Annotated in this window: 25 protein-coding genes and 2 pseudogenes; 19 read left to right on the plus strand and 8 right to left on the minus strand. The window is 59.5% G+C overall.

Annotated features, from left to right (window positions below):
* Window positions 1-37: 37 nt before the first annotated feature.
* A complete protein-coding gene (locus BLV47_RS10915) occupies window positions 38-574 on the minus strand; it encodes a DinB family protein (protein WP_092313262.1) in 537 nt (178 codons plus the stop codon).
* Window positions 575-813: 239 nt separating this feature from the next.
* Here BLV47_RS10915 and BLV47_RS10920 point away from each other — a divergent pair, with 239 nt between their 5' ends.
* The 7 genes from BLV47_RS10920 to BLV47_RS10950 all read left to right on the plus strand — a co-directional run bounded on the left by BLV47_RS10920 (window position 814) and on the right by BLV47_RS10950 (window position 9,099).
* Window positions 814-2,088, plus strand: coding sequence for a cystathionine gamma-synthase family protein (locus tag BLV47_RS10920; RefSeq protein ID WP_092313265.1), 1,275 nt, complete (start codon window positions 814-816; stop codon window positions 2,086-2,088).
* Between the two features lie 152 nt (window positions 2,089-2,240).
* On the plus strand, window positions 2,241-3,677 hold the full coding sequence (locus tag BLV47_RS10925; protein WP_092313269.1) for an amino acid permease: 1,437 nt from the start codon (window positions 2,241-2,243) through the stop codon (window positions 3,675-3,677).
* A gap of 41 nt (window positions 3,678-3,718) precedes the next feature.
* Window positions 3,719-4,609, plus strand: a complete 891-nt coding sequence (locus tag BLV47_RS10930) for a LysR substrate-binding domain-containing protein (protein ID WP_092313272.1) — start codon at window positions 3,719-3,721, stop codon at window positions 4,607-4,609.
* Between the two features lie 16 nt (window positions 4,610-4,625).
* A complete protein-coding gene (thrC, locus tag BLV47_RS10935; RefSeq protein WP_092313275.1) occupies window positions 4,626-6,002 on the plus strand; it encodes a threonine synthase in 1,377 nt (458 codons plus the stop codon).
* Between the two features lie 22 nt (window positions 6,003-6,024).
* Window positions 6,025-6,462 carry an Lrp/AsnC family transcriptional regulator gene (locus BLV47_RS10940; RefSeq protein ID WP_060840062.1) on the plus strand — a complete coding sequence of 146 codons (438 nt, stop codon included), beginning with the start codon at window positions 6,025-6,027 and terminating at the stop codon, window positions 6,460-6,462.
* 177 nt (window positions 6,463-6,639) lie between these two features.
* Window positions 6,640-7,683 (plus strand): homoserine dehydrogenase, encoded by a 1,044-nt coding sequence (locus BLV47_RS10945; protein WP_092313278.1) that lies wholly within the window; start codon window positions 6,640-6,642, stop codon window positions 7,681-7,683.
* A 9-nt stretch (window positions 7,684-7,692) separates the two neighbouring features.
* Window positions 7,693-9,099, plus strand: coding sequence for an aldehyde dehydrogenase family protein (locus BLV47_RS10950; RefSeq protein WP_092313281.1), 1,407 nt, complete (start codon window positions 7,693-7,695; stop codon window positions 9,097-9,099).
* A 108-nt stretch (window positions 9,100-9,207) separates the two neighbouring features.
* Here BLV47_RS10950 and BLV47_RS10955 read toward each other — a convergent pair whose 3' ends face one another.
* Window positions 9,208-9,402, minus strand: a complete 195-nt coding sequence (locus tag BLV47_RS10955; RefSeq protein WP_092313284.1) for a hypothetical protein — start codon at window positions 9,400-9,402, stop codon at window positions 9,208-9,210.
* A 220-nt stretch (window positions 9,403-9,622) separates the two neighbouring features.
* Here BLV47_RS10955 and BLV47_RS10960 point away from each other — a divergent pair, with 220 nt between their 5' ends.
* The 3 genes from BLV47_RS10960 to BLV47_RS36145 all read left to right on the plus strand — a co-directional run bounded on the left by BLV47_RS10960 (window position 9,623) and on the right by BLV47_RS36145 (window position 11,979).
* Entirely contained in the window at window positions 9,623-10,507 is an 885-nt protein-coding gene (locus BLV47_RS10960; RefSeq protein WP_092313287.1) for a LysR family transcriptional regulator, read from the plus strand.
* A 187-nt stretch (window positions 10,508-10,694) separates the two neighbouring features.
* A complete protein-coding gene (locus BLV47_RS10965) occupies window positions 10,695-11,531 on the plus strand; it encodes a bifunctional allantoicase/(S)-ureidoglycine aminohydrolase (protein WP_092313290.1) in 837 nt (278 codons plus the stop codon).
* Window positions 11,532-11,574: 43 nt separating this feature from the next.
* Window positions 11,575-11,979 carry a hypothetical protein gene (locus BLV47_RS36145; protein WP_167365640.1) on the plus strand — a complete coding sequence of 135 codons (405 nt, stop codon included), beginning with the start codon at window positions 11,575-11,577 and terminating at the stop codon, window positions 11,977-11,979.
* A 194-nt stretch (window positions 11,980-12,173) separates the two neighbouring features.
* On the opposite strand, the gene BLV47_RS10970 is transcribed toward BLV47_RS36145, so the two are convergent.
* Both BLV47_RS10970 and BLV47_RS10975 read right to left on the minus strand, forming a co-directional pair.
* Window positions 12,174-13,478 carry an IS1380-like element ISPa33 family transposase gene (locus BLV47_RS10970; protein WP_010793081.1) on the minus strand — a complete coding sequence of 435 codons (1,305 nt, stop codon included), beginning with the start codon at window positions 13,476-13,478 and terminating at the stop codon, window positions 12,174-12,176.
* 405 nt (window positions 13,479-13,883) lie between these two features.
* Window positions 13,884-14,153, minus strand: coding sequence for a hypothetical protein (locus BLV47_RS10975; RefSeq protein WP_016963335.1), 270 nt, complete (start codon window positions 14,151-14,153; stop codon window positions 13,884-13,886).
* Window positions 14,154-14,758: 605 nt separating this feature from the next.
* Between BLV47_RS10975 and BLV47_RS36150 the strand changes: the two genes are divergently transcribed.
* Window positions 14,759-15,157, plus strand: coding sequence for a hypothetical protein (locus tag BLV47_RS36150; RefSeq protein WP_146249902.1), 399 nt, complete (start codon window positions 14,759-14,761; stop codon window positions 15,155-15,157).
* 77 nt (window positions 15,158-15,234) lie between these two features.
* Here the strand turns inward: BLV47_RS36150 and BLV47_RS10985 are convergent, their stop codons facing one another.
* Window positions 15,235-15,996, minus strand: a complete 762-nt coding sequence (locus BLV47_RS10985) for an SDR family NAD(P)-dependent oxidoreductase (RefSeq protein WP_092313296.1) — start codon at window positions 15,994-15,996, stop codon at window positions 15,235-15,237.
* Window positions 15,997-16,303: 307 nt separating this feature from the next.
* Here BLV47_RS10985 and BLV47_RS10990 point away from each other — a divergent pair, with 307 nt between their 5' ends.
* The gene (locus tag BLV47_RS10990) at window positions 16,304-16,543 is read left to right on the plus strand and encodes a hypothetical protein (RefSeq protein WP_092313299.1); all 240 of its coding nucleotides are present in this window, start codon (window positions 16,304-16,306) and stop codon (window positions 16,541-16,543) included.
* A 277-nt stretch (window positions 16,544-16,820) separates the two neighbouring features.
* Here BLV47_RS10990 and BLV47_RS10995 read toward each other — a convergent pair whose 3' ends face one another.
* Window positions 16,821-17,144, minus strand: a complete 324-nt coding sequence (locus BLV47_RS10995; RefSeq protein ID WP_092313302.1) for a DUF2388 domain-containing protein — start codon at window positions 17,142-17,144, stop codon at window positions 16,821-16,823.
* Between the two features lie 542 nt (window positions 17,145-17,686).
* Between BLV47_RS10995 and BLV47_RS11000 the strand changes: the two genes are divergently transcribed.
* The 6 genes and pseudogenes from BLV47_RS11000 (at window position 17,687) to BLV47_RS11025 (ending at window position 23,228) form a co-directional block, all read left to right on the plus strand.
* Window positions 17,687-18,094, plus strand: coding sequence for an acyl-CoA thioesterase (locus tag BLV47_RS11000; RefSeq protein ID WP_092317155.1), 408 nt, complete (start codon window positions 17,687-17,689; stop codon window positions 18,092-18,094).
* 22 nt (window positions 18,095-18,116) lie between these two features.
* A pseudogene (locus tag BLV47_RS11005) lies at window positions 18,117-18,416 on the plus strand (transposase domain-containing protein); the annotation flags it as partial.
* Between the two features lie 676 nt (window positions 18,417-19,092).
* On the plus strand, window positions 19,093-20,778 hold the full coding sequence (istA, locus tag BLV47_RS11010) for an IS21 family transposase (protein WP_062838241.1): 1,686 nt from the start codon (window positions 19,093-19,095) through the stop codon (window positions 20,776-20,778).
* Window positions 20,666-21,415, plus strand: a complete 750-nt coding sequence (gene istB, locus BLV47_RS11015) for an IS21-like element IS1474 family helper ATPase IstB (RefSeq protein WP_062838242.1) — start codon at window positions 20,666-20,668, stop codon at window positions 21,413-21,415. Before istA ends, istB begins: the two co-directional genes overlap by 113 nt.
* Window positions 21,412-22,128: a porin family protein gene (locus BLV47_RS11020; protein ID WP_208605254.1), complete on the plus strand. Its 717-nt coding sequence runs from the start codon at window positions 21,412-21,414 to the stop codon at window positions 22,126-22,128. The genes istB and BLV47_RS11020 overlap by 4 nt, the downstream gene beginning before the upstream one ends.
* 44 nt (window positions 22,129-22,172) lie before the next feature.
* A complete protein-coding gene (locus BLV47_RS11025) occupies window positions 22,173-23,228 on the plus strand; it encodes a linear amide C-N hydrolase (protein ID WP_092313305.1) in 1,056 nt (351 codons plus the stop codon).
* A gap of 39 nt (window positions 23,229-23,267) precedes the next feature.
* Here BLV47_RS11025 and BLV47_RS36980 read toward each other — a convergent pair.
* Window positions 23,268-23,387, minus strand: a pseudogene (locus BLV47_RS36980) (IS3 family transposase); the annotation flags it as partial.
* A gap of 160 nt (window positions 23,388-23,547) precedes the next feature.
* On the minus strand, window positions 23,548-23,943 hold the full coding sequence (locus tag BLV47_RS11030; protein WP_092313308.1) for a VOC family protein: 396 nt from the start codon (window positions 23,941-23,943) through the stop codon (window positions 23,548-23,550).
* Between the two features lie 915 nt (window positions 23,944-24,858).
* Here BLV47_RS11030 and BLV47_RS11035 point away from each other — a divergent pair.
* Window positions 24,859-26,733 carry an ATP-binding protein gene (locus tag BLV47_RS11035; RefSeq protein WP_092313311.1) on the plus strand — a complete coding sequence of 625 codons (1,875 nt, stop codon included), beginning with the start codon at window positions 24,859-24,861 and terminating at the stop codon, window positions 26,731-26,733.
* Window positions 26,734-26,743 lie beyond the last annotated feature (10 nt).

Raw genomic sequence — 26,743 nt, forward strand, 5'->3', positions numbered from 1 at the left:
ACGGGGCACCAATAGCTGATCGGCGGGCGCCGCCCGATCAGATTTCAGATGGAATCAACAGCAGCAGGTCGGTATCGCCGACATCCACCCCGGCCTGGGTCAACAGGGTGCTGGCCTGGCCCCGGTGATGGGTCTGGTGATTGAAGAAATGCACCAGCAGGGCGTGGAAATTGCGCTCGGCGGCCACGCCTTTGGTGTTGGCGTAATGCAGGCTGCTGTCCAGGTCGGCCTCGCTCAGGGATTGGCTGAAATCGAGGATCAACTGGTCCAGCCATTGGCGCTGCTGCCAGAGCCTGTTGAGGTTTGGGAACAGCAGGCTCTTGAGGTCCCGGGGCAGTGCCACTTGCTGCAGCGGCGCCAGGGCCGCAAACCTCGCCGGGTGTTGGGCGAAGCGCTTGAGCCAGATCGTGTCACCAGCCAGCAGGTGATTGAGGGTGCCGAGGATCGAGCGGAAAAAGGCCTGGCGATCGAGCACGATCTGCGCCTCGGGCAGGGTCATGGCGGCGTGGTACAGCTTGGCGTTCATCCATTGGTTGTAGCGGGCCATCAGGCACAGGTGCTCGGTGCGCTGCATTGTGGTTGCTCCGTGGTTTGCCGGGCTGGCGCGCAGCAGCTTCGCAAGCCTCGATGCCCGGGTGCAAGGGGCGTCGCCAACGCTGTGTGCACGGAGTGTTTTGCACAGGTTGCAGGCATTAAAAAAACCGCCCCTTTGGCCCCGATAACATCGTTTCTCGGGGCTTTGGGTTTTCTCTATATTGGCCACCAGATCCAGCGCGGCAACAGGCCGCGCGCCCTTTATGGTGAGCCGTTGCAATGAATAAAAAACCTGAACGCACAGGGCTGGAAAACCCCGGGACCGCCACTCGGGTGGTCTGGGGCGGAGAGCAGATCCGTCACCCCTACAACGCCACGCAAACGCCGATTGTCGCCAGCGCCGCTTATGGCTATGACGACATCGACCAGTGGTACGACGTGGCCCTGGGCAAGGCCCCGGGCTTCATCTACAGCCGCATGAGCAACCCCACGGTGGAAACCCTGGAAGCCAAATTGTGCGACCTGGAAAACGCCGAGTCGGCAGTAGCCTTCAGCAGCGGCATGGCGGCCATCAGCGGGGTGCTCTACAGCTTCCTGCGCCACGGCCAGCGGGTGGTGTCGACCAAGGACAGCTACGGCGGCACCAACAAGATTTTCGAGGAGTTCCTGCCGCGCATGGGCGTGGCCGTGACCCTCTGCGAAACCTTCGATCAGCAGCAGATCGAAGCCGAGATCGCCAAGGGCTGCGACCTGCTGTACCTGGAAACCCCGACCAACCCGACGCTGAAGATCGTTGATATCCAGCGTCTGGTGAGCGCGGCGAAACAGGTCGGTGCCCTGGTGGTGGCGGACAACACTTTCGCCACGCCGCTGAACCAGAACCCCCTGGCCCTGGGCGTGGACGTGGTGATCCACAGCGCCACCAAGTTCCTCAGTGGCCACGGCGATGTGCTGGGCGGCGTGGCCTGTGGCAGCGAAGCGCTGATGAGCCAGGTGCGTCACTACCGGGAAATCAACGGCGCCAGCCTCGATCCGTTCTCGGCCTACCTGATCATCCGCGGGATCAAGACCCTGGCCCTGCGCATGCGCCAGCAACAGCACAGTGCCGCGCAGCTGGCGCAGTTCCTGCTCAACGAACCGTTGGTGGAGTCGGTGAACTACCCGGGTCTGCCGAGCCACCCGAACCACGCCGTGGCCTGTGCGCAGATGCGCGGTTTCGGCGCCATCGTCAGCTTTGTCCTGGTGGGCGGCATGGACAGCGTCAAGCTGCTCTTGCCGCGCCTGCGTTATGCCCACTGCGCCGGCAACCTGGGCGCGGTGGAGACCATCTACGGTCCGGCGCGCACCACCAGCCACGTGGAAAACACCCTGGAAGAGCGTCAGGCCCTGGGCATTTCCGAAGGGCTGGTACGCATCTCGGTGGGCATCGAAGACACCGATGACCTGCTGGCCGACCTGCAACAGGCCTTTGCCTGGCTGCGCCAATCGCTCAAGCACAACCCGGCGCCCGGCGCCGTCCCTTCCCTGAATGCCCGGGCCGAGGTGGCCCACTGAAAGAGCGCGCAACACCCCCACAGCAAGGCAGCCAGTGGGGGCTTCATGAAGAGGAATAACAATAAAAACCTGGTGGCATCCGATTTGTTTTCTGCCCATTTCCACAGTCGCAGAAATTGAGACTTGCCCTGACAACTTTCATGAGAACCATCATGTCCCTACAAGAACAACAGACCGACTTGCGCGGCGGCTTCAAGCAAGAAATGCAGACACGGCACATTGTCATGCTCGCCCTCGGCGGGGTGATCGGCACCGGACTGTTCCTCACTTCCGGCTACACGGTGAACCAGGCCGGTCCGCTGGGCGCGGTGATCGCCTACATCATCGGCGCGCTGATGGTGTACCTGGTGATGATGTGCCTGGGCGAACTGGCGGTGCAGATGCCCGAGACCGGCTCCTTCAGCACCTACGCCACACGCTTTCTCGGCCCTGGCACCGGCTACACCGTGGCCTGGCTGTACTGGCTGACCTGGACCGTGGCCATCGGCTCGGAATTCACCGCCGCCGGCATCCTCATGGCCCGCTGGTTCCCCGAGACCCCGGTGTGGATCTGGAGCGCGCTGTTCGCCATGGTGGTGTTCCTGTCCAACGTGGTGTCGGTGCGGCTGTTCGCCGAAACCGAGTTCTGGCTGTCGCTGGTCAAGGTGGTCACCGTGCTGGCGTTCCTGGCAGTGGGTTGCGGGGCGATCCTCGGCTTTCTGCACATCGACCAGGCCCACAGCATCGGCCTGAGCAACTTCACCCGCGAGGGGCTGTTCCCCACCGGCTTCATGCCGATCGCCATGACCCTGCTGGCGGTGGCCTTCGCCTTCTCCGGCACCGAGCTGATCGGTATCGCCGCTGGCGAAACTCGTGACCCGCAACGCAACGTGCCACGGGCGATCCGCACCACGGTGCTGCGCCTGGCGATCTTCTTCGTCGGCACCATCTTCGTTCTCGCGACTCTGTTGCCCCGGGAGCAGGCCGGTCTGGTGGAAAGTCCGTTCGTCACGGTGTTCACCTACATCGGCATTCCCTACTCGGCCGACATCATGAACTTCGTGATCATCAGCGCGCTGCTGTCCGCCGCCAACTCCGGGTTGTACGCCGCCTCGCGGATGCTCTGGACCCTGAGCGACCAGGGCCATTTGCCCAAGCAGTTCTCGGCCCTGACCCGCATGGGCACGCCGCTCAACGCGATCATCGTGAGCATGGCCGGCGGCGCCGCTTCGCTGCTCAGCAGCGTGTTCGCCCCGGACACCATCTACCTGGCCCTGGTGTCGATTTCCGGGCTGGCGGTAGTGGTGGTGTGGATGAGCATCGCCGCCAGCCAGATCGCCTTCCGCCGTCACTATGTGGCCAACGGCGGTGATGTGCGCGATCTGAAGTTCCGTGTCCGTGGCTACCCCTGGGTGCCGCTGGGTGCACTGTTCTGTTGCGCCCTGGCTTGTATCGGCATCGGCTTCGACCCCGAGCAGCGGGTGGCCCTGTACTTCGGTGTGCCGTTCATCGCCTGGTGCTACTTCGTGTATTACATTACCCGCAGTAGCCGCCAGCGGCGCCTGGCCCTGGCACCCCTGGCACGCTCGTCCGATGCCCTGCCGGGCTGACGGCCGGCAACGGCATCCAGGGTGTTGATGAGAGCCAGGCCATGAAGCAGAAAAGCTTGCCCCCGCTGAACTGGCTGCGCGCCTTCGAAGTGTCCGCCCGCTGCCTGAACTTCACCCACGCCGCCGAGGAGCTGTTCCTCACCCAGGGGGCGGTGAGCCAGCAGATCCGCCAGCTGGAAAGCCACCTCGGGGTGGCGCTGTTCAAGCGCCTGCCCCGGGGCCTGGACCTGACCGAGGAGGGACGCTCCTACCTGCCGGTGGTGCAGGACGCCATCACCCGGCTGGCGGTGGGCACCAACGAGATTTTCGGCCAGCACCAGCACCGGCCGATCAAGGTGCGCGGCAGCCTGGCGTTCTTCGTCCACTGGCTGGCGCCCAAGCTGGCGGATTTCCAGCAGGGCCATCCGCTGGTGGATATCCGCTACATCAGCAACATCTGGGTCAAGGAACTGGATGGCGAGGACGACCTGGAAATCCGCTGGGGCCGCGGTCACTGGCCGGGGCTGGTGGCCCAGCGCCTGACCTGGGACAGCCTGTTCCCGGTCTGCGCACCGGCCTTGCTGGCGCGCCTGCCGCTGCAGGTGCCGGACGATCTGGCCCGCCATCAACTGCTGCATGTGCTGGGCTATGAAGAGGGCTGGGGCTACTGGCTTGAACGGGCCGGCGCTAGCCGCGTGGACTCGTCCCGGGGCATGCAGTTCGACACCCTGATCTCGACCCTGCGCATGGCCGAGCTGGGGCAGGGCGTGGCCCTGGCCCGTTCCTCGATGGTCGCCGACATGCTGGCCGACGGGCGTCTGCTGGAGCCCTTCGAGCAGCGTATCGAGGCCAGCGAATCCTTTTACCTGGTGCGCGGCGCCGATGCCGAGCAACACCCCGATGCGCTGAAGTTTTCCACCTGGCTGGTGGAGCAGGCCCATCGCTACAAATGACTGGCCGGAGCCAAGCATGCGCTATGTGAGTACCCGCAGTGCCGCCGAACAGGTGGATTTTGCAACCGTGGTCCTGTCCGGCGTGGCCGCCGACGGCGGGCTTTATGTGCCGCAGCGGCTGCCGTGTTTCAGCCCCCAGGAAATAGCCAACTGGTCGACCCTGGATTACCCCGAACTGGCCTTTCGCGTGCTCAGCCCCTTTGTCGGCGACAGCCTGCCCGAGGCCGATTTCAAGGCGTTGCTGCACAGGGCCTACAGCGGTTTTGGCCATCGCGCGGTGGCGCCCCTGCGGCAGATCGATCGCAACGAATGGCTGCTGGAGCTGTTTCATGGCCCCAGCGGTTCGGCCAAGGACTTTGCCGCGCGCCTGCAGGCCCAGCTGGTGAGCTACTTTCTCCAGCGCCGGCAGCGTCGCGGGGTGCTGGTGGGCGCCAGTAACGGCGACACCGGGCTGGCGGCAATCGACGCCTTCAAGGACTGCCCGCAGACCCAGGTGCTGGTGTTCTATCCGCAAAACGCCGTGCCCGAGCAGCAGGGGCGGCAGTTGCAGGCGGCCCATCACCCGGGGCTGTGGCGCTTTGCGGTGCAGGGCAGTTTCGACGACTGCCAGACCCTGGTCAGCCGCCTGCTGCGCCAGTGGCCGTTGCCCGAGCACGAGGCAATCGGCTTCAACTCCAGCAACTGGGTGGGGGTCATGGCCCAGCTGGTGCTGTATTTCCATGCCGTGCTGCAACTGGGCGGCGGCCAGCGGCCCATCGGCTTCAGCGTGCCGGCGGCGAGTTTCGCCGAAGTCTATGCCGGCTACATCGTGCAGAAGATGGGCCTGCCGATCACCCAGATGATTGTCGCCACCAATAGCAATGACGCGCTGCATCAGCTGTTCCTGAAGAACCGCTACTCCCGCGGGCAGGCCCGCCAGAGCCTGTCGCCGGCCATGGACCTGTCGCTGTTCGCCAACCTCGAACGCCTGGTCTGGGAGCTGTATGGCCAGGACCCGCAGGCAGTGGCGGCGCTGATGCGCGGGTTCGAGGACAGCGGCGAGATGAGCCTGAACAACGAGGCCTGGCTGCAGGCGCGGATGATCATCGACTCCTATTCGGTGAGCGACGAAGAGACCGGCAAGGAGATCGTCAGCCTGTATCGGGACACCGGCTACGTCATCGATCCCCATGCCGCCACCGGGGTTCTGGCGGCGCGCCTGTACCGCCGCAGCCTGGTGGCGCCGATGGTCACCCTGGGGGAAATCGCCCCGGCCAAGTCGGCACGGCTGCTGGGTGAGCTGGGCATTCCCGGGGTGGTCCCGCCAGCGGTGGTAGCGCCCTCGACGCAGCAATGGCAGACCCTGGCGGCGGATGATTTTGCCGCGCTGCTGCATAGCCTGAAGGCACTATGATGGACCGGTTCAAGGGGGCTGCATGAAGCGGATTCTCGATCCTCTGGACGAGCGCATCCTGGCCGAGCTGAGCGTCAATGCCCGGGCGGCCCACGCCGAGCTGGCGGCCAAGGTCAACCTGTCGCGCAACGCCGTGCGCCAGCGCATCGAACGCCTGGAGCGCGACGGCGCGATCCAGGGCTACACCATTCGCGTGGGCGAGGGGCGCGGGGCGGACACCCGGATCAATGCGCTGATCTTCGTCTACCGCTACGACCGCATGCGCGGCGCCGAGGTATTGCAGGCCTTGCGGGCCATGCCGGAGATCGTCCAGTGCGAAGTGCTCAGCGGCGAGTTCGACGTGCTGGTGCGGGTCAGCGCCGCCACCGCGGAGCGGGTGCACCGGGTATGGAACGACATCGCCGCCTTGCCGGGGGTGGAAAATACCGTGACTTCCTTTGTCTTGTCGTCGGTGAGCTAGGGCGCTGTTCGCCATGAAAAAAAGCCAACGCACGTTGGCTTTTTTTATGCCCGCTCACCTGGCTCCAGGCTTGAGCAAAATGCTCAGCAAATACAGCAAAACGGCATATTTCACTGCCCGGCCCCGGCCCCTAACCTTGTGTCCATCAGCTTTCAACCCGGATGGAACACAACAAAAATGACTGAATACAACATTGCCCTGGTGGGCTTCGGCGGGGTCAATCGGGCCCTGGCGCAATTGATTGCCGAGCGCAATCAGGCATGGAAAAAACAACTGGGCTTCAGCCTGAAAATCGTCGGCATCAGCGATCTGTTCCTCGGTTCCATCGTCGCTCCACAGGGGCTGGATGCTGGTCTGCTGAGCAAGCTGCCGGCAACCAAAGGCGCCCTGGCGCAACTGCCGGGCGGCCAGGTGGAGGCGCTCAACGAGCAGGTGATCAAGGACTCCGGCGCCGACATCATCGCCGAGGCCACCTTCACCAATCCGGTGGACGGCGAGCCGGCCAGCACCTTCTGCCGCTGGGCTCTGGAGCAGGGTAAGCATGTGGTGACCACCAACAAGGGGCCGATCGCCTTGCACGGCGCCGAGCTCAAGGCCCTGGCCCAGCGCAATCAGGCGGCGTTCGAGTACGAAGGCGCGGTGATGAGCGGCACTCCGGTGATCCGCATGGCCAAGCAGTCCCTGGCGGGCAGCGAGCTGTCGGGTTTCGAGGGGATTCTCAATGGCACTTCCAACTTTGTGCTGACCCGCATGGACGCCGGCCTGGGCTTTGCCGAGGCGGTGGCCGAGGCCCAGGCCTTGGGCTATGCCGAGGCTGATCCGACGGCGGATGTCGAAGGTTTTGACGTGCGCTTGAAGGTGGTGATCCTGGCCAACGAACTGCTCGGTGCACAGCTGACCGTCAGTGATGTCAGTTGCCGCGGCATCTCCGGCCTGACGGCCGCGGATCTGGAGCAGGCCCGGGCCGAGGGCGCGCGCTGGAAGCTCATCGGGTCGGCCCAACGCCTGGCCGATGGCTCGCTGCAGGCCAGTGTCGAGCCGCGGCTGTTGCCCCTGGCCCATCCGCTGGCGGGGATTGGCGGGGCGATCAACGCGGTGTCGTTCAACACCGAACTGCTGGGCGCGGTGACGGTGTCCGGACCGGGCGCCGGGCGCATCGAGACGGCCTTTGCCTTGCTCTCGGACATCATCCACATCCATCAGTCGCGCACCTGCCGCTAGGAGCCTCCCATGAACCTGTCACGCCTGGCGCCGGTCGCCGATTCGATTGACGTTTGCAGCCCCTTCGATGGTCGGCTGATCGGGACGGTGCCACGCCTCGATGCCGGTGCCGTGCCCTACCTGTTGCAGCAAGCCCGCCAGGGCGTCAGCGACTGCGCGGCGCTGCCGCGTTATCAGCGGGCACGGATTCTGGAGCGGGCGGCCTTGAACATCGAGCGCGATGCCGAGCACTTTGCCCGGCTGATCGTCGATGAAGCGGGCAAGACCCTGAAACAGGCGCAGAAGGAGGTCAAGCGCTGCGTCAACACCCTCAGGCTGTCGGCCGAAGAGGCCAAGCGCAATGCCGGCGAGGTGCTGCCCTTCGATGCTTATGAAGGTTCGGAAAACCGTCAGGGCTGGTTCTCCCGCGAACCTCTGGGACTGATCCTGGCGATCACCCCCTACAACGATCCGCTGAACCTGGTGACGCACAAGCTGGGCCCGGCCATCGCCGGGGGTAACGGGGTGATCCTCAAGCCGTCGGAGCTGGCGCCGCTGTCGGCGATCAAGCTGGTGGACTACTTGCGCGATGCCGGGCTGCCGGCTTCGGTGGTGACCCTGGCCACCGGCGGCGCGGAGCTGGGCAAGGCCCTGGTGGCGGCCCGCGAGGTGCGGATGATTTCCTTCACCGGCGGCTTTGTCACCGGCGAGCAGATCGCCCGCAGCGCCGGCCTGAAGAAGCTGGCCATGGACCTGGGGGGCAACGCGCCGGTGATCGTCATGGCCGACTGCGACCTGGTGGCGACGGTGGAAAGCTGCGTGTCCGGGGCGTTCTGGGCCGCGGGGCAGAACTGCATCGGCACTCAGCGCCTGCTGGTCCAGGCCTCGATCTACGAGGCGTTTCGCGAGGCCTTTGTGCGCCTGGCCCGGGAGCAGGTCAGCGGCGATCCATTGGCCGACAGCACGGATATCGGGCCGATGATCAGCCTGCAGGCGGCGCAGAACGCGCAGAAGGTCGTGGATGAAGCGCTGCAGCAGGGCGCGCGGCTGCTCTGCGGGCATCAGCGCCGGGGTTCCTGCTACGCCGCCACGGTGCTGGAGAATGTCGACCACGGCAGTCGGCTGTGGCAGGACGAGGTCTTTGCGCCGGTGGTGGTCTTGCAGCCGTTCGACGATCTGGATCAGGCCATCGCCTTGGCCAATCAGCCCGAATACAGCCTGCATGCGGGGATTTTCACCAACGATCTGCGCACCGCCATGGACGCTGCGCGGCGGATCGAGGCAGGCGGGGTGATGATCAACGATTCGTCCGATTACCGTTTCGATGCCATGCCGTTTGGCGGTTTCAAGTACGGCAGCCTGGGCCGCGAAGGGGTGCGTTTCGCCTATGAGGAAATGACCCAGCCCAAGGTGGTGTGCCTCAACCGCCTGAGCTGAGGCCGATTGCAGCAACACGACAGGTCGTCGGGCACCGGGCAGGTTTGGTCACCTGCCCGGTGTTTTTTTGCTGGCCACGGTGCGGCGTCCAGGCCCGGGGAGCGTTGTTCAGTCGTGCAGCAGGGTCGAGCCGTACTGGTTGAAGCTATTACCCAGGGCAGTGTTGCCATTGGGGTTCAGATTGCTCACGCCACCGCCAAGCCGGCACTTGTCCGAATAGCAGCTGTGGGTTGTCGCACTGGAGCAGGCGCCCAGCAGAAGGGTGGCGCTGACCAGCAGCACCTTGAGGCAGCTCAACTTCATTTTCAGCATCTCCAGACCAGAACCACGGATCGATCCAAGTAGGACGTCATCTTACTCTGTTACATGTTGATACAGATTGCCAATGATGCTGGCCCGAAAAAATACTTTTCGCGGCCGCCGGCTGCGTTTTTGCCCGGCGTGCCTCTTGTAGCCCATGGAATTGTTTCCCCGGGCGAGACCCGGTAGAAAGGCGCAACGCATTCAGAAAATAGATACCGGTATGAGCAACATCGAGAAACCCAATAGCCGCCTGTTCGACCTCGACTTGCTGCGAGCCATTGTCACGGTGGCCGATTGTGGCAGTTTCACCACGGCGGCCAGTCGCCTGCACTCGACCCAATCCACCGTCAGCCAGAAGATCCGCCGCCTGGAGGAAATGGCCGGGCATCGGCTGCTGGAACGCGGCAATCGCGACGTACTGCCCACCGATGCCGGCGCCACGCTGCTGGGATATGCCCGGCGCCTGCTGGCGCTGAATGACGAGATGCTTGAGGCGCTGTCCGGCGCGACGGTGGCGCTGACGGTGCGGATCGGCGTGCCGGATGACTTTGCCGCCGGGCGCACCACCGAGCAGTTGGCCGCCTTCAACCGCCGCTATCCCCAGGTCAAGCTGGAAGTCACCAGCGGCATGAGTCGCGACCTGAGCGCCAGCTATGACCGCGGCGAACTGGACCTGGTGGTGCTCAAGCAACTGCGCAATAGCCGCGAGGCCCTCGGCTGCTGGCCGGAGAAGACCCGCTGGGTGGACAGCGCGAAAAATCCCTGCATCGACCTCGACCCGCTGCCTATCGTCACCTTCCCGCCGCGTGGGGTGTACCGCGATGAAATGATCAATGCCCTGGAGTCCATCGGACGGCGCTGGCACATCAGTTTCACCAGTTCCAGCCTCAGTGGCCTGCAGTCGGCGATTGCCGATGGCATGGGCATCGGCCTGCTGCCGTTGCGCGCAGTGACGGCGGGGCATCAGGTGCTGGCCCGCAGCACCGGGCTGCCATCGGTGGATGTGTTCGAGGTGGCGTTGCTGCACCGTCCGGCGGCGGATCCCATGGTCAAGGAGCTGGCCCGGGTATTGTCTCGGGTGCTGGCCCAGGACACCCGGGGCTGAGCCTGTTTGGTATTTGATAAATGAATATGCCGGATTTCGGTATTTAATTTGTGCATGAAGGCGGCCCTGGATATCGTGGTGCCCAGCCGTGGTCCGCGCCGCGCTCCGTGGTGCGTCGACCCGCAGCTTTGTTCACCCTGGCGGCGCTGCTGCACGGGGCAGCAAAACAACAATGAGGAGAGTCTCGATGTCCAAAACCACTTATTACGCACCCCACGGCGGGCACCCGGCGCAGACCGAAATGCTCACCGATCGTGCCATGTTCACCGAAGCCTACGCCGTGATCCCCAAGGGCGTGATGCGCGACATCGTCACCAGCCACCTGCCGCACTGGGACAACATGCGCATGTGGGTGATTGCCCGTCCGCTGTCGGGTTTTGCCGAAACCTTTTCCCAGTACATCGTTGAAGTCGGCGCCAATGGCGGCAGCGACAAGCCCGAGCAGGACCCCAACGCCGAAGCGGTGCTGTTCGTCGTCGAAGGCGAGGTCAACCTGACCCTGAAGGGCCAGGAGCACGTCCTCAAGCCCGGCGGTTACGCCTTCATCCCGCCGGCGGCCGACTGGAAGCTGCGCAACACCAGCGGCACCGAGGCGCGTTTCCACTGGATCCGCAAGCACTACCAGAAAGTCGACGGCGTGCCGTACCCGGACGCGTTCGTCACCAACGAGCAGGACATCGAACCACGTGTGATGCCGGACACCGACGGTCGCTGGAGCACCACCCGTTTCGTCGACATGAGCGACATGCGCCACGACATGCACGTCAACATCGTCAACTTCGAGCCGGGCGGCGTGATTCCCTTCGCCGAGACTCATGTCATGGAACACGGCCTGTATGTGCTGGAAGGCAAGGCGGTGTATCGCCTGAACCAGGACTGGGTCGAGGTCGAGGCCGGCGACTTCATGTGGCTGCGCGCGTTCTGCCCGCAGGCCTGCTACTCCGGTGGCCCGGGTCGCTTCCGCTACCTGCTGTACAAGGATGTGAACCGCCAGATGCGCCTGACCCTCAACGCGCCGCATTGATCCAACGGCAGGGCAGGGGCGCTTAAGGCCTCTGCATGGCTGGATGGCCAACCACGAGAACCGGCGACCATTCGCCGGTTTTCTTTTTTCTGCGGGCTGCGCCCGCCGGGAATATTCAGCGCCGCTACAGGCCATATCGTTGCCTTGCTCAATCCCCTTCACGTCCAGGATCGTTGCGGGCTTTCTGAAACCGGCAGCAATGCAACAGCGAGCCTGGTTGCAGCGCCATCACATCTCGATGGTCGGCATGGTGCTCTTGCCGCAGCTGATGAGTTGCCCCGCGGTGACCTGGAGCCCATTGCTGGGTTTCGCGCTGTACCCGGCGAGGAAGCCTGCCATTACCAAGGCCGTGTATAGAATCGATTTTCTCAAGATCATGCCGGTGCCCGCTGACGGGTGGATGGGAGCGTGTGCAGCACTGATCCCTGTTCCGGGAAAAGGTTCCTGATGAGCCGGCGCAACGGATAGCAGTTGCAGCTAGCCCGGATTTCTCATGAGGCCGGCAGGCGTGGCCGGTGAAGCCTCGGTGTATCAACAACCTGCCTTCCACCGCTAAAAATTGATCGTTTTTTATTCAATTCCCGCGTATGGGGCGCACTGCCCCCTTTCCCCCATTGAGCCGGGCCGGGGGCGCCCGCCTGTTCAGGTCGGCTTGAGGCGGGCAACCAGCCCCGCAAAGAGTTCCTGATGCGGATAGGCCTCGCTGATCAGCACGCGGATGCGCCGGCTGTTGCGAATGATCACCGCACCGATCTTGAGCAGTTTCAAGCGCAGGTTATGGATGCTCATGCGCGCCAATGCGGTGCCCTGGAGATGATCGCGTAGCCGTTCGAACAGCACATAGGCAAAGGCCGACAGCATCAGCCGCCACTGGTTGGTCCACCAGCGTGGGCTGGAGGTGCGGTCGGCGAACAGATCCAACTGTTGGTCCTTGATCCGATTCTCCATGTCGCCACGGCCGCAGTAGTCTTCGTAGTACTGCTGGGCAGCATCCTCGGCAAAGCGGGACACGACGATGAAGCGTGGATTGGCACCCTGCTCGCCATGTTCCAGGCGCGACACGACCAGGCGGCGCCTACGCCAACTACCGGCCTGATAGAGGAAGCGATACACGCCGGACATCTTCTGCCCGGTTTCTTGGTAGGCCTCGGCGACAGCTTGCATGGCCGGCGCCGCCATCCGCTGCAGGCGGGTGTTGCGGGCCAGACCCACCACATAATCCACCTGCTTGCGGTCACACCAGTCGAGCATGCGATGTCGGCAAAAACCGCCGTCACCGCGGAACACGATGCGGGTCTCTGGCCAGAAGCGGCGAATGAACTTGACCAGCAGTGCCAGGATGGCCCAACTGTGTCGGGCGCCATCGATGTTGCTCGGGCGCAAATAGCTCACCAGCAGATGGCGACCACAGAACACATAGAGCGGCAGGAAGCAGTAATGGTCGTAATAGCCATGGAAGAAGCGCCCTTCCTGATCACCATGCACCGGCACATCGGTCGCATCGAAGTCGAGCACGATCTCAGCCGGCGCCTGGTCATGCTGGGCGATGAAGTGCTCCCACAGCAGGCGATGGGCTTGCACCACCGTTTCGCGATCGGCTTGCTGTTCCAGGCGCCCCAGAGTGGATTTGCCGGCCAGCGGTTGCAGGCGGTTGACCGCAGTCTGCAGCGCGTAGTCATGGCGCAGGCCGTCATGATCGTTGAGATCCTCGTAGCCGGCGGCCAGTGCATAGATACGCTGGGCGAGCAGTGTCTGCAGTCCATGCTGGACACGCCCAGGATCACGCCGATCGGGAACGATTTTGGCCAGGCGGCGGGTCAAGCCATGTTGCCGGTCGACCTCGCGCAGCAGCAACAAGCCCGCATCCGAGGTGATGTGACCACCGGTGAAAGAGGCCTCGACGAGGCGGCGAGAGAGGGGTGAAAAGTGGAGTTTTTCTGGTAGCATTTTGTGCGCGGCTGAAGACTTATGGGGCTTTGTTTGGCGACAAGAATCATAAGGCTTTCAGCCGTTTTTGTTTATGCGGTCATGAGAAATCCGGGCTAGCTACAGGACTTTGCTGGTTGGACCAGCAGCATTCCTCTCTTGTCGAAACGTTCTTCGATCACCTCCTAACCCCAGCCGGTGCCACAGGGACCGAATTCCGTGGCGCGTTTGGCCAGGTACTGGGCATAGACCGCGTTACCCGTGGAGTTCTGCGGGCCTGGCGTGGCGGAGCGTCGATGACTGGAGGGGGGGCGGGAAGCGCACTCGCACAGTGGCGAAGGCCGCGAGGACAAGGTTTGGAAGAGGGCGCTGTGGACAGTCTTCGGGTCTCGCAACTGCTGCGGACCCGAAGGGCTTGTAGCTTACTTAGATGCGGTGAATCTGAGTGATGTGCGGCTTGCCGTTAATGGGGGCGTAGATTTCAACGATCGCTTGCCAGCTGCTGGACGAGCCCGGTAGCGTTGCTTTGGTCTGGTAGCGATAGTTGGTGCCATTGACTACCTGGGTCGAAACCAGTTCGGGCGTGTAGTTAACACCTACGAACCCGGCCAAGGCCTCTTTGAAGACTTCCTGATCCTTTGGGGTCAGTTTGTGGTAAGCGGTCCATCCACCAACAAGATGTTCTTGAGCAGTCATGAATTAAATCTCCATATTTAAATTCCTACTCGTCTGGCTTTTCGGATTTCGCCCCGTCTATTGAATGGTTTCCGGAATCCATTTCCTGAATGGTTTTCCTAGCATCCCTACTCCTATTTACTGTGAACCCGGGTGCTTTGGAAAACACCGATACGAGCCTACTGCCGGCCCGGGGGAGTGTAGATCAGGAACAAGGAGGATCAAGGCAGGGAAGGGGGAGGGGACTAGCCAAGTCCAAAGATTGATGCCGAGGCGGACTTGAGGCTCTGCGAAACAAGTGAGGTGAGCCCCTTGGTTGCTACGACGAGGAAGCTAGGAGCGAGCGTGTAGCCACTGGAGTCCTTTCCTCAGGCTCATGTATTTCATAGGGCGAGACTTTAATGCCGACTGACAGCAAGGGCGTGACAGCCAGAGCTTTCCATGGGGCCATTCCTGATTGCTTCCCCGCTGCCTGGTAAGCGGACGCAACCATGGCAGGGAGAAACGAAGGCAGGGAGAAACGAAGGCAGAAACGAGACGTCCGCCTTGAACCATGTAAGGTTCCCAAAAGGGTGGGCGAAGATACCCGACGGCATACAACCTTCGACACCTACAGGTAAATGAGAATGTCAGAGTCTGCAGAAAGAATAAGTGAGATATTGCAAGCCTTTCATCGTTTTGAAGACGGGTTGCTATTGTCATTTGAATTTAATTACGTGCCAGGAGAGAAACTTGCAGCGCAGGTTTTATTTCATGCAAGAGATCATCGGGCTGATGGCAATGTGTGGAAGAAGGTTAAAGTGGTTGTCAATGGTGTTGAGGAGTTGAGTGCGAAAGTCAGAGGCTATCAATTTAATTCAATTTGCTCAGGGGTTCGGTTGTTGAAGTTTGGTGATTATTGGTGTGTCGATATTGATGGGAATTACGCTTTGGATGCTGATCCAGCATCGGTTGATGAAATACGACAGGATGGAGATCTGTATATTATTGGTCGTGATATTGAGGTTTATGAGTTTGAGGGCTGATCTGAAAAAAATGAATTTTCAATTGCCTGAATCAAGCGTCGAGTGGCGACGCTAAACCTGGGCTCTGTACGAAAAGCCTAGGTCAGATTCAACCCGCCGTCCGAAAGGAGTATCTCGCCGGTCAAGTAGTCCGACTCGACCAGCATCACCACAGCATGGGCGACGTCGCCTGGGCTGGCAGCTCTGCGCATAGGGGCGCGAGTTCGCCACACCTCTTGGGCATCGGCCCACTCTGCGGTCATGGGCGTGTCGACCAGGCCTGGCGCCACAGCGTTTACGCGAATGTCCGGCCCCAGCGATAACGCGAGCAAGCGGGTCATGTGATTAAGCGCTGCTTTGCTCACCGCATAGGGAATCGATGCGCCTTTAGGACGGATACCGGCATGCGAACTGATGTTGACGACACAACCGGCTCGCCGGTGACGGGCGGCATCGCGCAATGCCGACTCGGCCAATGTAACGAGGTGGAACGGTGCCACGACGTTCACCTCGTTAAGTTCGTGCCACACCATCGAGTTGGCCGAGGCAAGGTCGCCGTGGGGAATGACTCTGCTAATGCCAGCGTTATTGATCAATACGTCGAGTTGCCCCCACGCGGCGATCGCCTCGTTGACAAGCCTGACCCTGTCCGCCTCGACAGCAAGATCGGCTTGTACGTAAACAGCCTGCTTCATTTCAGCAGCCATGGCGCGTCCCGTATCCGCAGAAGTTCGCGAATGGAGCACTACTGCATAACCTGCCTGGCTTAGTGCACGTGCAATGGCTGCACCGATACCGGAAGTGGATCCTGTAACCAACGCGACGCGTAATCCGTTATCGATTGTCGGATTGGAATTCATATGGACTTCTCTGATGGGTTGCTGGAAAACCGTCACCCTAGTGTCAAACGGGCAAGTTCGGCTTCAGGTGGTGACGGTGGGCATCGAGGCAATTGGGCGTAACCAGTAATGCGCCTTGTTCATCAGCGTCTATTTCCCTGAGGGCTGAGTAGAGCGTCGCATGATAAGGGCTACCGATTCCGAGTCCAGCATCCTGTCCGTTGGGCTGGTCGACGGAGCCCTAAATGCGCAAAGGTGGGGCAGGCTTGCCGCTGAAGGCGACGACTGTTAAAAAGCCGGCCCAAAGTGTCGCCAAGGACTGCAATCAATGTTTCTGCTAGTGATGGTTCTCTCGCTCTGGGCGGAGGACCCCGCCTATGTCGTTAACGAAAAAAACTGCACATTCGGGCATTTTATTGAGCTACCGAAGGACGACAGACAGGCGCGACTGATCAAGGCGTGCATCTATCGAATGAGAGGTGAAACCCCACCCATTTTTGAACGCGCGCAGGCCAATCCTGTTCGGCCACTGACAGAACTCATGAAGGCGCCGGCTGAATTACGCTAACGCGGCTTCGCTAACCGTCCGCTGGAGCTTGAGGAAAGGGCTGTGGGGAGGCTGATCTTGTTTCAGGTATGACTTTGATGAAGCCCTTTGCCGCTGCACGTATCGCTTCGAGCCGTTGACGGGAGGTCGTGGGGCCGTGCATTGGTGCTTGCCGAGCTGTTCAAGCGTAGACCCGCGAGCGGGAGACAACGGCAGATGCTGATCAAGGCCGCAGCAGGGGAGCCATGTGCGAGCAGTCCTGCGACGGTCCCGGGAGATGCTGTCAGGAGAACAGGCTTCAGAGTGTAGTAGCAATTGCCAGGGCCAGTTGTTCGTCGGTCATGTGCGGCTGGCCATAGGCCGAGTGGTAGTAGCGAACGGCTTGCTCGAATTGAGCGCCGCGAATCTCACCATTTGAGCCTACGAATGCAAGCGCATCAGCCTTGGCAGGCTGGAATTGCTTCACCGCTAGCTCAGACAGCCCGGTTGTTCCTGAAAGGAGCAGGGTTGGAGCCAGCGTGATCATCATCATCGAGTTTTGATAGGAGCCCTTGTTTTCCGCCGCGGCTTGAGCGCCGGTCAATGCCAGGATGACGAACACCAGAGTTTTCCATTTATCCATTCCTCACCGCTTCCTTGCTGGCTGCTCAATAGTGGCGCAACGATACCAAGGTCGATCGCTCTACAGATAGAAGAATCCCGCTGCCGGGCCGGGCTCGATGGGGTGGCCTGCCTGGGCGTCCTCGGCATCGAACAGCGAGCACAGATAACTCGTTTCGCCAGGCAGCTAAGTAGTGACTGTAATCGCAGTCATAATCGAGGCACCCATGGAGACAGCCTCCGAAGGCTGAGGCTCGGCCGAGAGAACGAATCCATAGCGCCGATTGTGCAGGCCGACCGCGACCAAGGCCATTCGCCGCCGCATTCGCGCACGCGCGAAACTTGGTCGTTTTGGACCTGGCGCCGGGTAACCTTCTTCCGGCCATCCAGGACGGCGCGCGCCATAGGCACCGAGAACAGTTCGGGCGCTCTTTTATTTCAGGCAGGACTTGACCTTGACCGCTGCAGACTTTGAAGAGAGAGGGAGGTATCGTCCGCGCCGAACACGCAGGAGTTGCGATGCGGTCCTGCGCTCTCTGTCACTCAATATTAAGGACTGATCGCGTGCCGAGCCCTGTGATTATCAAGAGAAAGGTATTGTTCGGCGACTGTGATCCCGAGGGGATAGTCTATACACCCAGGTTTTCTTACTTCGTTGTTGAGGCTGTTCATGATGCACTTACAGTGTGGCTTTCCGGTCCCGGATTAAGAACCTTGCTGGGTTTTAATCTACTGCCTCCAGCAAGGGCTTTCTCGCTGGAGTTTCTTCGTCCGGTCACTTGGGATGAAGAACTCTCGATGAAAGTAAGTGTTTCCAGTGTTGGGCTTCACTCGTTCACATTTCAAGTCGAGGGTTATGTAGCGCCAGATGTCATGGCATTTACTTCTAGTCTTACGCACGTTTGCGTCTCGCCGGTTACCAGAGAAGTGATTGAGGTTCCCGAGCAACTGAGGGCGCTACTCCTGTCTTGAGAGCTGTAGTTGCCTGGACAGGGCCCAGCGCGATCTGCTGTCCAACGGCTCAGCCACGACCAAAGCCCCCGATTACAGTTCCATCGACAACAATCAGGTCGAGAGCCAGATACGACCATGGGCACTCTGAGATTCGAACTGGTTGTCTGCCGGGGCTTTGCGCAGAGGCAAGCGGGCGACGGCGATCATGAGCCCGGGCTAGTCCGCGCGCATGAATGGGCATGATCCATATGCTTGTTTGAAGGACGTCCTCGCGCGCCTGCCGACACATCGGCCGAGTGAGTTCGATTGGTTGTTGCCGTATAAGTGGCAAGCGATTTAATCACGCAAGGCGTGATGCCACGACGTATAACCGCTTTCTCGAAACTATAGTGTTCGACATCGCTGATTTACCAAGGAGCATTAGGCGTTTAGCTAACGCAGATGCAAAAAGGAGGCATCATGCCATTTCGATACGGCAACCCATTACGCAGTCTGCTCCATCGTCGGCACAACCCCCGTCACAGGGCTGAAGGTAAGGCGATTTTCACCTGCGTCGGCAGGGCTCTATCGTCGGGGTATGCCGTCGTCATTGCCTTGTCCATCGGTAGCGCACATGCCGCGCATGGTGAGGGTGCCTCCCTCCACGTGGCGCCAGAGCATGCCCCGTTGGAACAGCAAAATTCGGCATTGCAGGTCACGCCTTATATTTGGGCTGCCCGCCTGGATGGTCGCGTTTCGCCGTTCCAGCGAGGCCCAACAATTAGCGTCGAGAAGCCGTTCTCTGACGTGGTTGCGGATTTCGGAGCACCGTGACCGGCCGTTTCGGTTGATCGTGACCGGTCATTTCGCTAACGCGTGACCGCTCATTTCGGTAGCAACGTGACCGATTTTCCGCCTGTTCCGAAACAGGTGGTCACGGCTTACCGAAATCGCCGGTCACGACTTAGCGAAAGCCTTCCCCTTCGTTGCGCATGACCTGATGCGCCGCCATCCTCGACCGATTTCGGGAGAGGAAGATGGCGGCGCCGCGAGTAGCCATGCGAAACATCAAAGAATGTCTGCGCCTCAAGTTTGAGGCCGGCTTGTCCCACGAGAAGATTGCCCGTGCCTTGCAGCTGTCCAAGGGCGTGGTTAGCAAGTACATCGCGGCGGCGCGGGTGGCCGGGCTGGACTGGCCGGCGCTGGTGGCCATGGACGAGGCCGCGCTGGCGGCCGCCTTGTTTGCACCGACGTCGACGAACAAGCCGCGCGGTGAGCGAGTGCTGCCCGATGTGCTGAGCATCCACCGCGAGTTGCGACGCAAGGGCGTGACCTTGCAGCTGCTGTGGGAGGAATATCTCGCCGCGCATGCGGGCCAGCCGACCTACCGCTACACCCAGTTCGTCGAGCACTACCGGCGCTACGCCCAGACGCTCAAACGTTCGATGCGTCAGCTGCACCGTGCGGGCGAGAAGCTATTCATCGACTATGCCGGGCCGACGCTGCCGGTGGTCGACCCGGCCACCGGCGAAGTGCGCCGGGCGCACATCTTCGTCGCCGCCCTGGGCGCCTCGAATTACACCTATGCCTGCGCGACGCCAGGCGAAACCCAGGTGGACTGGCTGACCTCGCTGGGCCAGGCTCTGACCTACTTTGGCGGCGTGCCGGAAATGGTTGTGCCGGACAATCCGCGCGCCCTGGTCGCCCAGCCGGATCGCTACGAGCCGGGCCTGAACCGGGCCACGCTGGAGTGCGCGCGTCATTACCAGACGGTGATCCTGCCGGCACGGCCACGCAAGCCTCAGGACAAGGCCAAGGCCGAGGTGGCGGTGCAGGTGGTCGAGCGCTGGATCATGGCGCGGCTGCGCCATCGGCAGTTCTTCAGCCTGCATGCGCTTAACCAGGCCATCGCCGAGCTGCTGGAGGATCTGAATCGGCGCCCGTTCAAGCGGCTCGATGGCTGCCGGCGCGACTGGTTCGAGCGCCTGGATCGCCCGGCCTTGCGAGCGCTGCCGGTGCATCCCTACGAGGTCGCCACCTTCAAGCGCTGCAAGGTCAGCATCGACTACCACATCGAGGTCAATGGCAGCTTCTACAGCGTGCCCTCCGCCCTGGCCCGGCAGAACGTGGACGTGCGACTGACGGCACACACCCTGGAAGTGCTGCATGGCAACCGGCGGGTGGCCAGCCACCTGCTGCTGGGGCGACGCGGCGCTTACAGTACCCAGCGCGAGCACATGCCCGCGGCGCACCAGGCGCATCGCGAATGGACGCCACAACGCCTGCTCGACTGGGGCGCGCGGATCGGCCCCTACACGCGCCAACTGATCGATCACCAACTGACCCACAAGCCGCACCCGGAGATGGGCTACCGCGCCTGCCTCGGCCTGCTCTCGCTGGCCCGGCGCTATGGCAATGCACGCCTGGAAGCCGCTGCCGAACGTGCCGTACACCTGCGCGCCTTCACCGGGCGCAGCGTGCGCAACCTGCTCCAGCAAGGCCTGGATCAACAGCCGCTGCCCCAGCGTGCCGCCGAAACGACCTTACCCGGCGACCACGAGAACGTCCGTGGCGCCGACTACTACCAACCCCCGCAACAGGAGCTGTTCGATGATGCCGCAACACACCCTGAATCAACTGCACCAGCTACGCCTGGACGGCATGGCCCGCGCCCTGGAAGAGCAATGGACGCTGCCGGCCAGCCACAGCCTGAGCTTCGATGAACGCCTCGGCCTACTGCTCGACCGCGAACTGGCCTGGCGTGACAACCAGCGCCTGGTACGGCTGCGCAAGAAGGCCAAGCTCAAGTACGCCAACGCCTGCCTGGAAGATCTCGACCGCCGCACCGGACGCGCCCTGGACGAGCGTCTGATCGCCACCCTGGCCAGTGGCGACTGGATCCGCCAGCAGCACAACCTGCTGCTGACCGGCCCGACCGGTGCCGGCAAAACCTGGCTGGCCTGCGCCCTGGGCAACCAGGCCTGCCGCCAGGGCTATAGCACCCTGTACCTGCGCACCCCGCGCCTGCTGGAACAACTGCGCATCGCTCATGGCGACGGCAGCTTCGGCCGTACCCTGCAACAGCTGGCAAAGGTCGACGTCCTGGTGCTGGACGACTGGGCGCTAGCCCCGCTGGAGGAAGGAGCCCGGCATGACCTGCTGGAGGTGATCGACGACCGCGCTGGCAGCCGCTCCACCATCCTGACGAGCCAACTGCCCATCGAGCACTGGCACGGCTGGATCAACGACCCGACCCTGGCCGATGCCATCCTCGACCGCCTGGTGCACAACGCCTACCGACTGACGATGAAAGGCGAGTCGCTGCGCCGAAAAAAAGCCGAGGAACAAGCCGCATCGTGACCGATGCGATTACAATCCAGAACCCGCGCAACCGGGGTGGAAGCACCGGTCACGTATTAGCGAAACGCTCGGTCACGTTCACCGAAATCCGCAACGTGGTGGATGATCTGAACTTTGGTGGCTTCATAAATATTTGGGGACGTTACGACCGCTTCGTTCTCTCGGGCGACATCATGTATGTCGATACAACAGATATCCATGATGTCGGCCCGCTGCCTGCATTCTCAATTCCCGGTCTTGGCGTAATACCGCCGGGAGGCAACATCGATGCGAAGGTCGACACGAAACAATTCACCGCAACACTCATGGGCGGCTACCGGGTCATCGATGCACCTGGGTTCAGCCTCGATGCCCTGGCCGGTGCCCGCGTTTGGCACATCTCCAACAGGGTGAAGGTTACCGGAAGCCTTGGCGGCCTAAGCAAGTCTGTCAGCTATCACGAAAGCTTCGGCTGGGTCGACCCGCTGGTCGGCCTGCGTGCGTTCCTTCCCATCACGCAAAAGCTCTCCGTTCAGGGGCAGGCCGATATCGGTGGGTTTGGCGCAGGCTCCGACTTCACATGGTCGACCCTGGTTACCGTCAATTATGCTTTCAGAGACAACCTTTCCACCTCCGTAGGCTATAAGTTGCTCGACGTCGATTACGATTACAACGGCCATGTCTACGACACGCGCCTCAGCGGCCCGGCACTCGGAATGACCTATCGGTTTTGATCAGCAAAGGCTTCGCACAGCCGTTCCAAGGATTGGTACTCACTATGTCTAAATTCGTACTCACGCTTGCCACCTTAACTGCAGCCGTCGCTCTGCTGGGCGCCGAAGTCCAGGCCTGTACAAGGGCTGTTTATCATGGCCCTGACGGCAGGAATATCACCGGCCGCAATATGGACTTCAAGGACGCCATGGTTAGCAACTTCTGGGTCTTCCCTCGCGGGATGAAGCGCAATGGAGCCGCCGGTTCGCGCTCACTTGAATGGACATCGAAATTCGGCAGCCTGGCCGTGTCTGGCTATGACATTTCGACGGTAGACGGCATGAATGAAGCCGGCCTCAACGCCAGCCTGCTATGGCTCAACGCCACAGAGTTTCCCAAGGACGACGGGAAGACGCCTCGCATGTCGCTCTCGATCTGGGCACAGTTCTATCTTGATCAATTCGCGACGGTGTCAGAGGCGGTCGAATATACGCGCAGCCATCCCGTGCAGGTCGTAAGTGGTGAAGTACCCGGTCGCCCCGGCAGCCTAGCGCCGCTGCATTTGACGCTCTCCGATGCTTCTGGCGACAGTGCTGTACTGGAGTGGATCGGCGGGAAGCTGAGCATTCATCATGATCGCAAGTATCAAGTAGTGACGAACGACCCGCCCTACGACAGCCAACTCGCTAACCAGAAATATTGGAGCGCGGTAGACCCTCTCAATTTCCTTCCCGGTAGTGGCCGCTCCGAAGACCGTTACCTACGCGCCGGTTTTTACATTAACGCAGTGACCCAAAGCGACGACCCCCGGATCTCCGCCGCCGCAGTGTTCAGCGTTATCCGCAACGCTTCGGTACCCTACGGCGTAAGCCTTCCTGAATCACCGAACCTTTCCACGACCCGCTGGCGTGTGGTGGCTGACCAGAAAGGCATGCTTTTCTATGGTGAGTCGGCAACTTCACCCAACATTTTCTGGGTGGATCTGAAGAAGCTCGATTTCTCTGAAGGTGCACCTGTCCGCAAACTCGACCTCGGTGTGGACATGAACCGTATTCTTACCGGGGAGGCATCAGGCCAATTCGTTACGGAAAAACCGTTCGACTTTATGGCCGTTGAATGAACCTCAGCCAAGACTCGTAGTGTTTCGAAAGTGTAGTGGTCAACTAATCCCGGACACGACGTTAAGTTTTTTCTCGGCCTGAGTTGGGGCTATCCCATCGTTGAACTGGTGCGGTCGAATCCAGTTGTAGCGATGCATCAGGTATCTGTCGAGCATTCTCGCCTAAATGGGTGTCCGGAATCATTAGACCACTACAAGGCCTATAGTTGGAGCTCGCGTTCTACAACGATTGCGACACGCTCGACTATTGCGTAGGCGTCTGCCCAAGTCACCTTGCGTGACTCAAGAACCTGCTGAGTCGGCAACCAGAAGTCGAAGGTCAGTCAGCGCTGTGACATACGCAACATATCTTGTTGCCGTCGGGGTCTCTGATGTAAGCACCGTAATAATCCGGAGAGTATTGAGGACGCAGCCCTGGTGCACCTTCGTCTGATGCTCCGTTAGCCATAGCGATCGCATAGAAGTCATCAACCTGCGCCCGCGTTTGGGCTTCGAAAGCAACCATCGACCCGTTACCTGGTGTCGCGCGTTCGCCATTTAGAGGGCTATAGATGCAGAACGCTGTACCTGAGTCAGTCGTGCTTTGGGTGAATAGAGCGCGTTCAGGATTGTGCTTGAGGGTAAGCAACTTGATGCCTAGCGGTACAAGTAGCCGCCCATAGAAGTTTGTGGAGCTGGCGAGGTCGTTGGTGCCGATTGTGACATGGCTGAACATGAGGCGCTCCGATGGGATCAGGGTACATCGACAGTAGATTCCGACCTTGCTCGCATAAGGTGTATTGGCCGGACGCTTACTGTCTATCGTCGCCATGTATTACCTCACCAGCCAGTAGGTGGAGAGCTGAGCGACCTCGTTTACGTCAGTTGATGACACCATGCTAGGAGTACGCAGAGGAAAATAATACTTATTTAATTGAAAAATAAGAATTTTCTTTCACTGCTCTGAATGCTGACATTTTATGAGGTCTTTCACTTGCGGTTTTAAGGCATAAGGCTATTCTAAATCGCAATTAAAGCTTGGTGCCAGCAATCGAAATTATTCTCAGGAAATAGTTGTGGCGCTCGTAGTCTGGGTCGCGAGACGTTCCTTTATACGGAGTTTACTCTAAGTAGCGACGTCGTTTTTATATTGGTTAACATCATGGGGGATGTGTGGTCAATTATTTTTAATTTGAATAGTGGCTTTATCTCTCCTTTATTTTCTAGAATCTAGTTTTGATTCCGTCTGCCTGTGTCTGGCAATGTGTGGGTTAGATCTATTTAATTTGCTTTGGAGGTTGTATGGAAGCAGGCGTCGAAGCTGATGGCAGTTCGGTAGAGATTTTATTTGTGGTTATGGCTTGGTAAACATATCTTGAGTGTAGAGGGCTAATTGTAGGATTTAAAGCGGTAGGTAATATGTTTCCAGAATGGCTTGTTGAAAGGTGAATAGGTGCTCGGCTTTATAAGGATAATGTAAGCAATGCCTAATATTTATTTGGAGTGATCCTGTTGGACTTGTCTCTCAGGGCAAAAAAATAAGGAGCTTCAGAGGGGCTATATATTCGGTCAGGTGAGTTAAAATTCATCGAGGCTTGAAAATATTAAAAAGCAAACTATGGTCTAAATGACGGTATGGAGGCTGTCATGAATGTTCAAAATCAGACGGAAGACATGGGCTTTTCTCTTGGTTTATATCGTAGGTGTTAGCGGCTATATTTATTACCTCTATGCTGAGACTAAAGGAATTCTCACGGCTAATCTTAATGACAAGTTACGGCATGCCGCATTGGGGGGAGCGGCCATCCTCGGCGACCGCTACCATGATAACTTGGTAGACAAGCATTCCAAATCGGAGGCTGAAGACTGGAACACTATTCAGCGACTTTCTCAGTTCAACGAGTCAATGGGTACTACCTTTGTCTACAGTGTAATAAAGCGGTCAGGGAAAGCCTATCTGGTCAGTTCAAGCGCATTGGAAAAGGAAATTCAAGAGCAGAACTTTGTACGCTTTTTTGATCCCTATCCTGATGCCAGTCAGGCTCTGCTCGATAGTTTTGATCGTACGGAGCCGACCTGGATTGATTACACGGATCATTGGGGGGATTTTCGTGCAGTCTTCATCCCAATGAAGTCTCAAGACGGCACGATTTATGTAGCTGGTGCAGAAATATTGTTGGCCAACTACTACCAGCAACTTGAGCAGGATTCCTTGCACCATATCATACTTGCCATTTTGGTATTTCTCGCCTTTAGTCTTTTGTTTGTGATTGACTTATTTCGTATGCGGACTCATCTCCAGCAATTGAAAGTAAATGAACAGGTTTTGAATCAGGCAAAAAATGCCGCCGAGGATGCAGATCGCTCAAAAACTAGATTTTTAGCTACTATGAGTCATGAGATTCGCACGCCTATGTACGGAGTTATTGGTGCGACGGAATTATTAGCAACTTCTTCTTTAAGTGTCGAGCAAAGTGGTCTGGTGAACACGATTCATACTAGTGGGCGAGTCTTGCTATCTCTTATCGATAATATTCTCGACCTGGCAAAAATCGAAGCGGGAAAGCTTGAGTTGAGGCCTAGTGTATTTGAAGTAAGAAAGTTGGTGTCCTCCAGCCTTGAAATGATCAGGCAAAATGTTCAGGACAAGCCAATAACCATTGAGGCTGAGGTATCACCGAATGTGCCGACTTTGGTAAAAATCGATATCGATTGCCTTCGTCAGATATTGATAAACTTGATGGGGAATGCAGTAAAATTCACCGAAAGTGGAACAGTTTCGCTCCAGGTCAAGACCAGCAATTATCCCTCTCAATCTCGGCTGGACTTCTCTATATGCGATACCGGAATAGGTATCCCTAGGGAACGACAAGACAAGCTATTTATGCCCTTCGCTCAACTCAACGGAGCGACGGGTCAACGCTTTACTGGGAGTGGTCTCGGTCTTTCGATTTGCAAGAATTTGGTCGAGGCGCAAGGAGGGACTTTATCCTTTACGAGTGAACTGGGTGTTGGATCAACATTTTCCTTCTCTCTCCCCATAGAGCTTTTTCCTGCTTCGGAAATCCCCTCCAGAAATGATCATGAGCTAGTGGTGAGCTTCGACTCGTCTTTTTCTAGAAGTTATTGTCTCAATATCTTATTAGTGGAAAATCATCCGATTAACCAAAAAGTTGCCTTGGAAATGCTACATGCGCTTGGTTATTCACCTACGCTTGCGTCAAATGGTCTGGAGGCAGTCAATCAGTGTATGACATGGACTCCAGACATTATTTTCATGGATATAAATATGCCAGTTATGGATGGGCTAGAAGCTATCCGCAGAATTCGTAGCCTACCATTGGGCGATACTTGTTACATTGTTGCGTTTACCGCAAGCGCGTTTTCTAGCGAAATAAAACGCTTTAAGGCCGCCGGCGCCAATGATATTTTAACCAAGCCGGCAAACTTCCAAAGTCTGACCCGAGTACTTCAGCATGCAGCCAACTATCAGCAATTGCGGGCCAGTGATTTGGTAGCTGGTTGAGCTTCAGGTT

This window comes from Pseudomonas saponiphila, assembly GCF_900105185.1.
In the GTDB taxonomy this organism is placed as follows: Bacteria; Pseudomonadota; Gammaproteobacteria; order Pseudomonadales; family Pseudomonadaceae; genus Aquipseudomonas; species Aquipseudomonas saponiphila.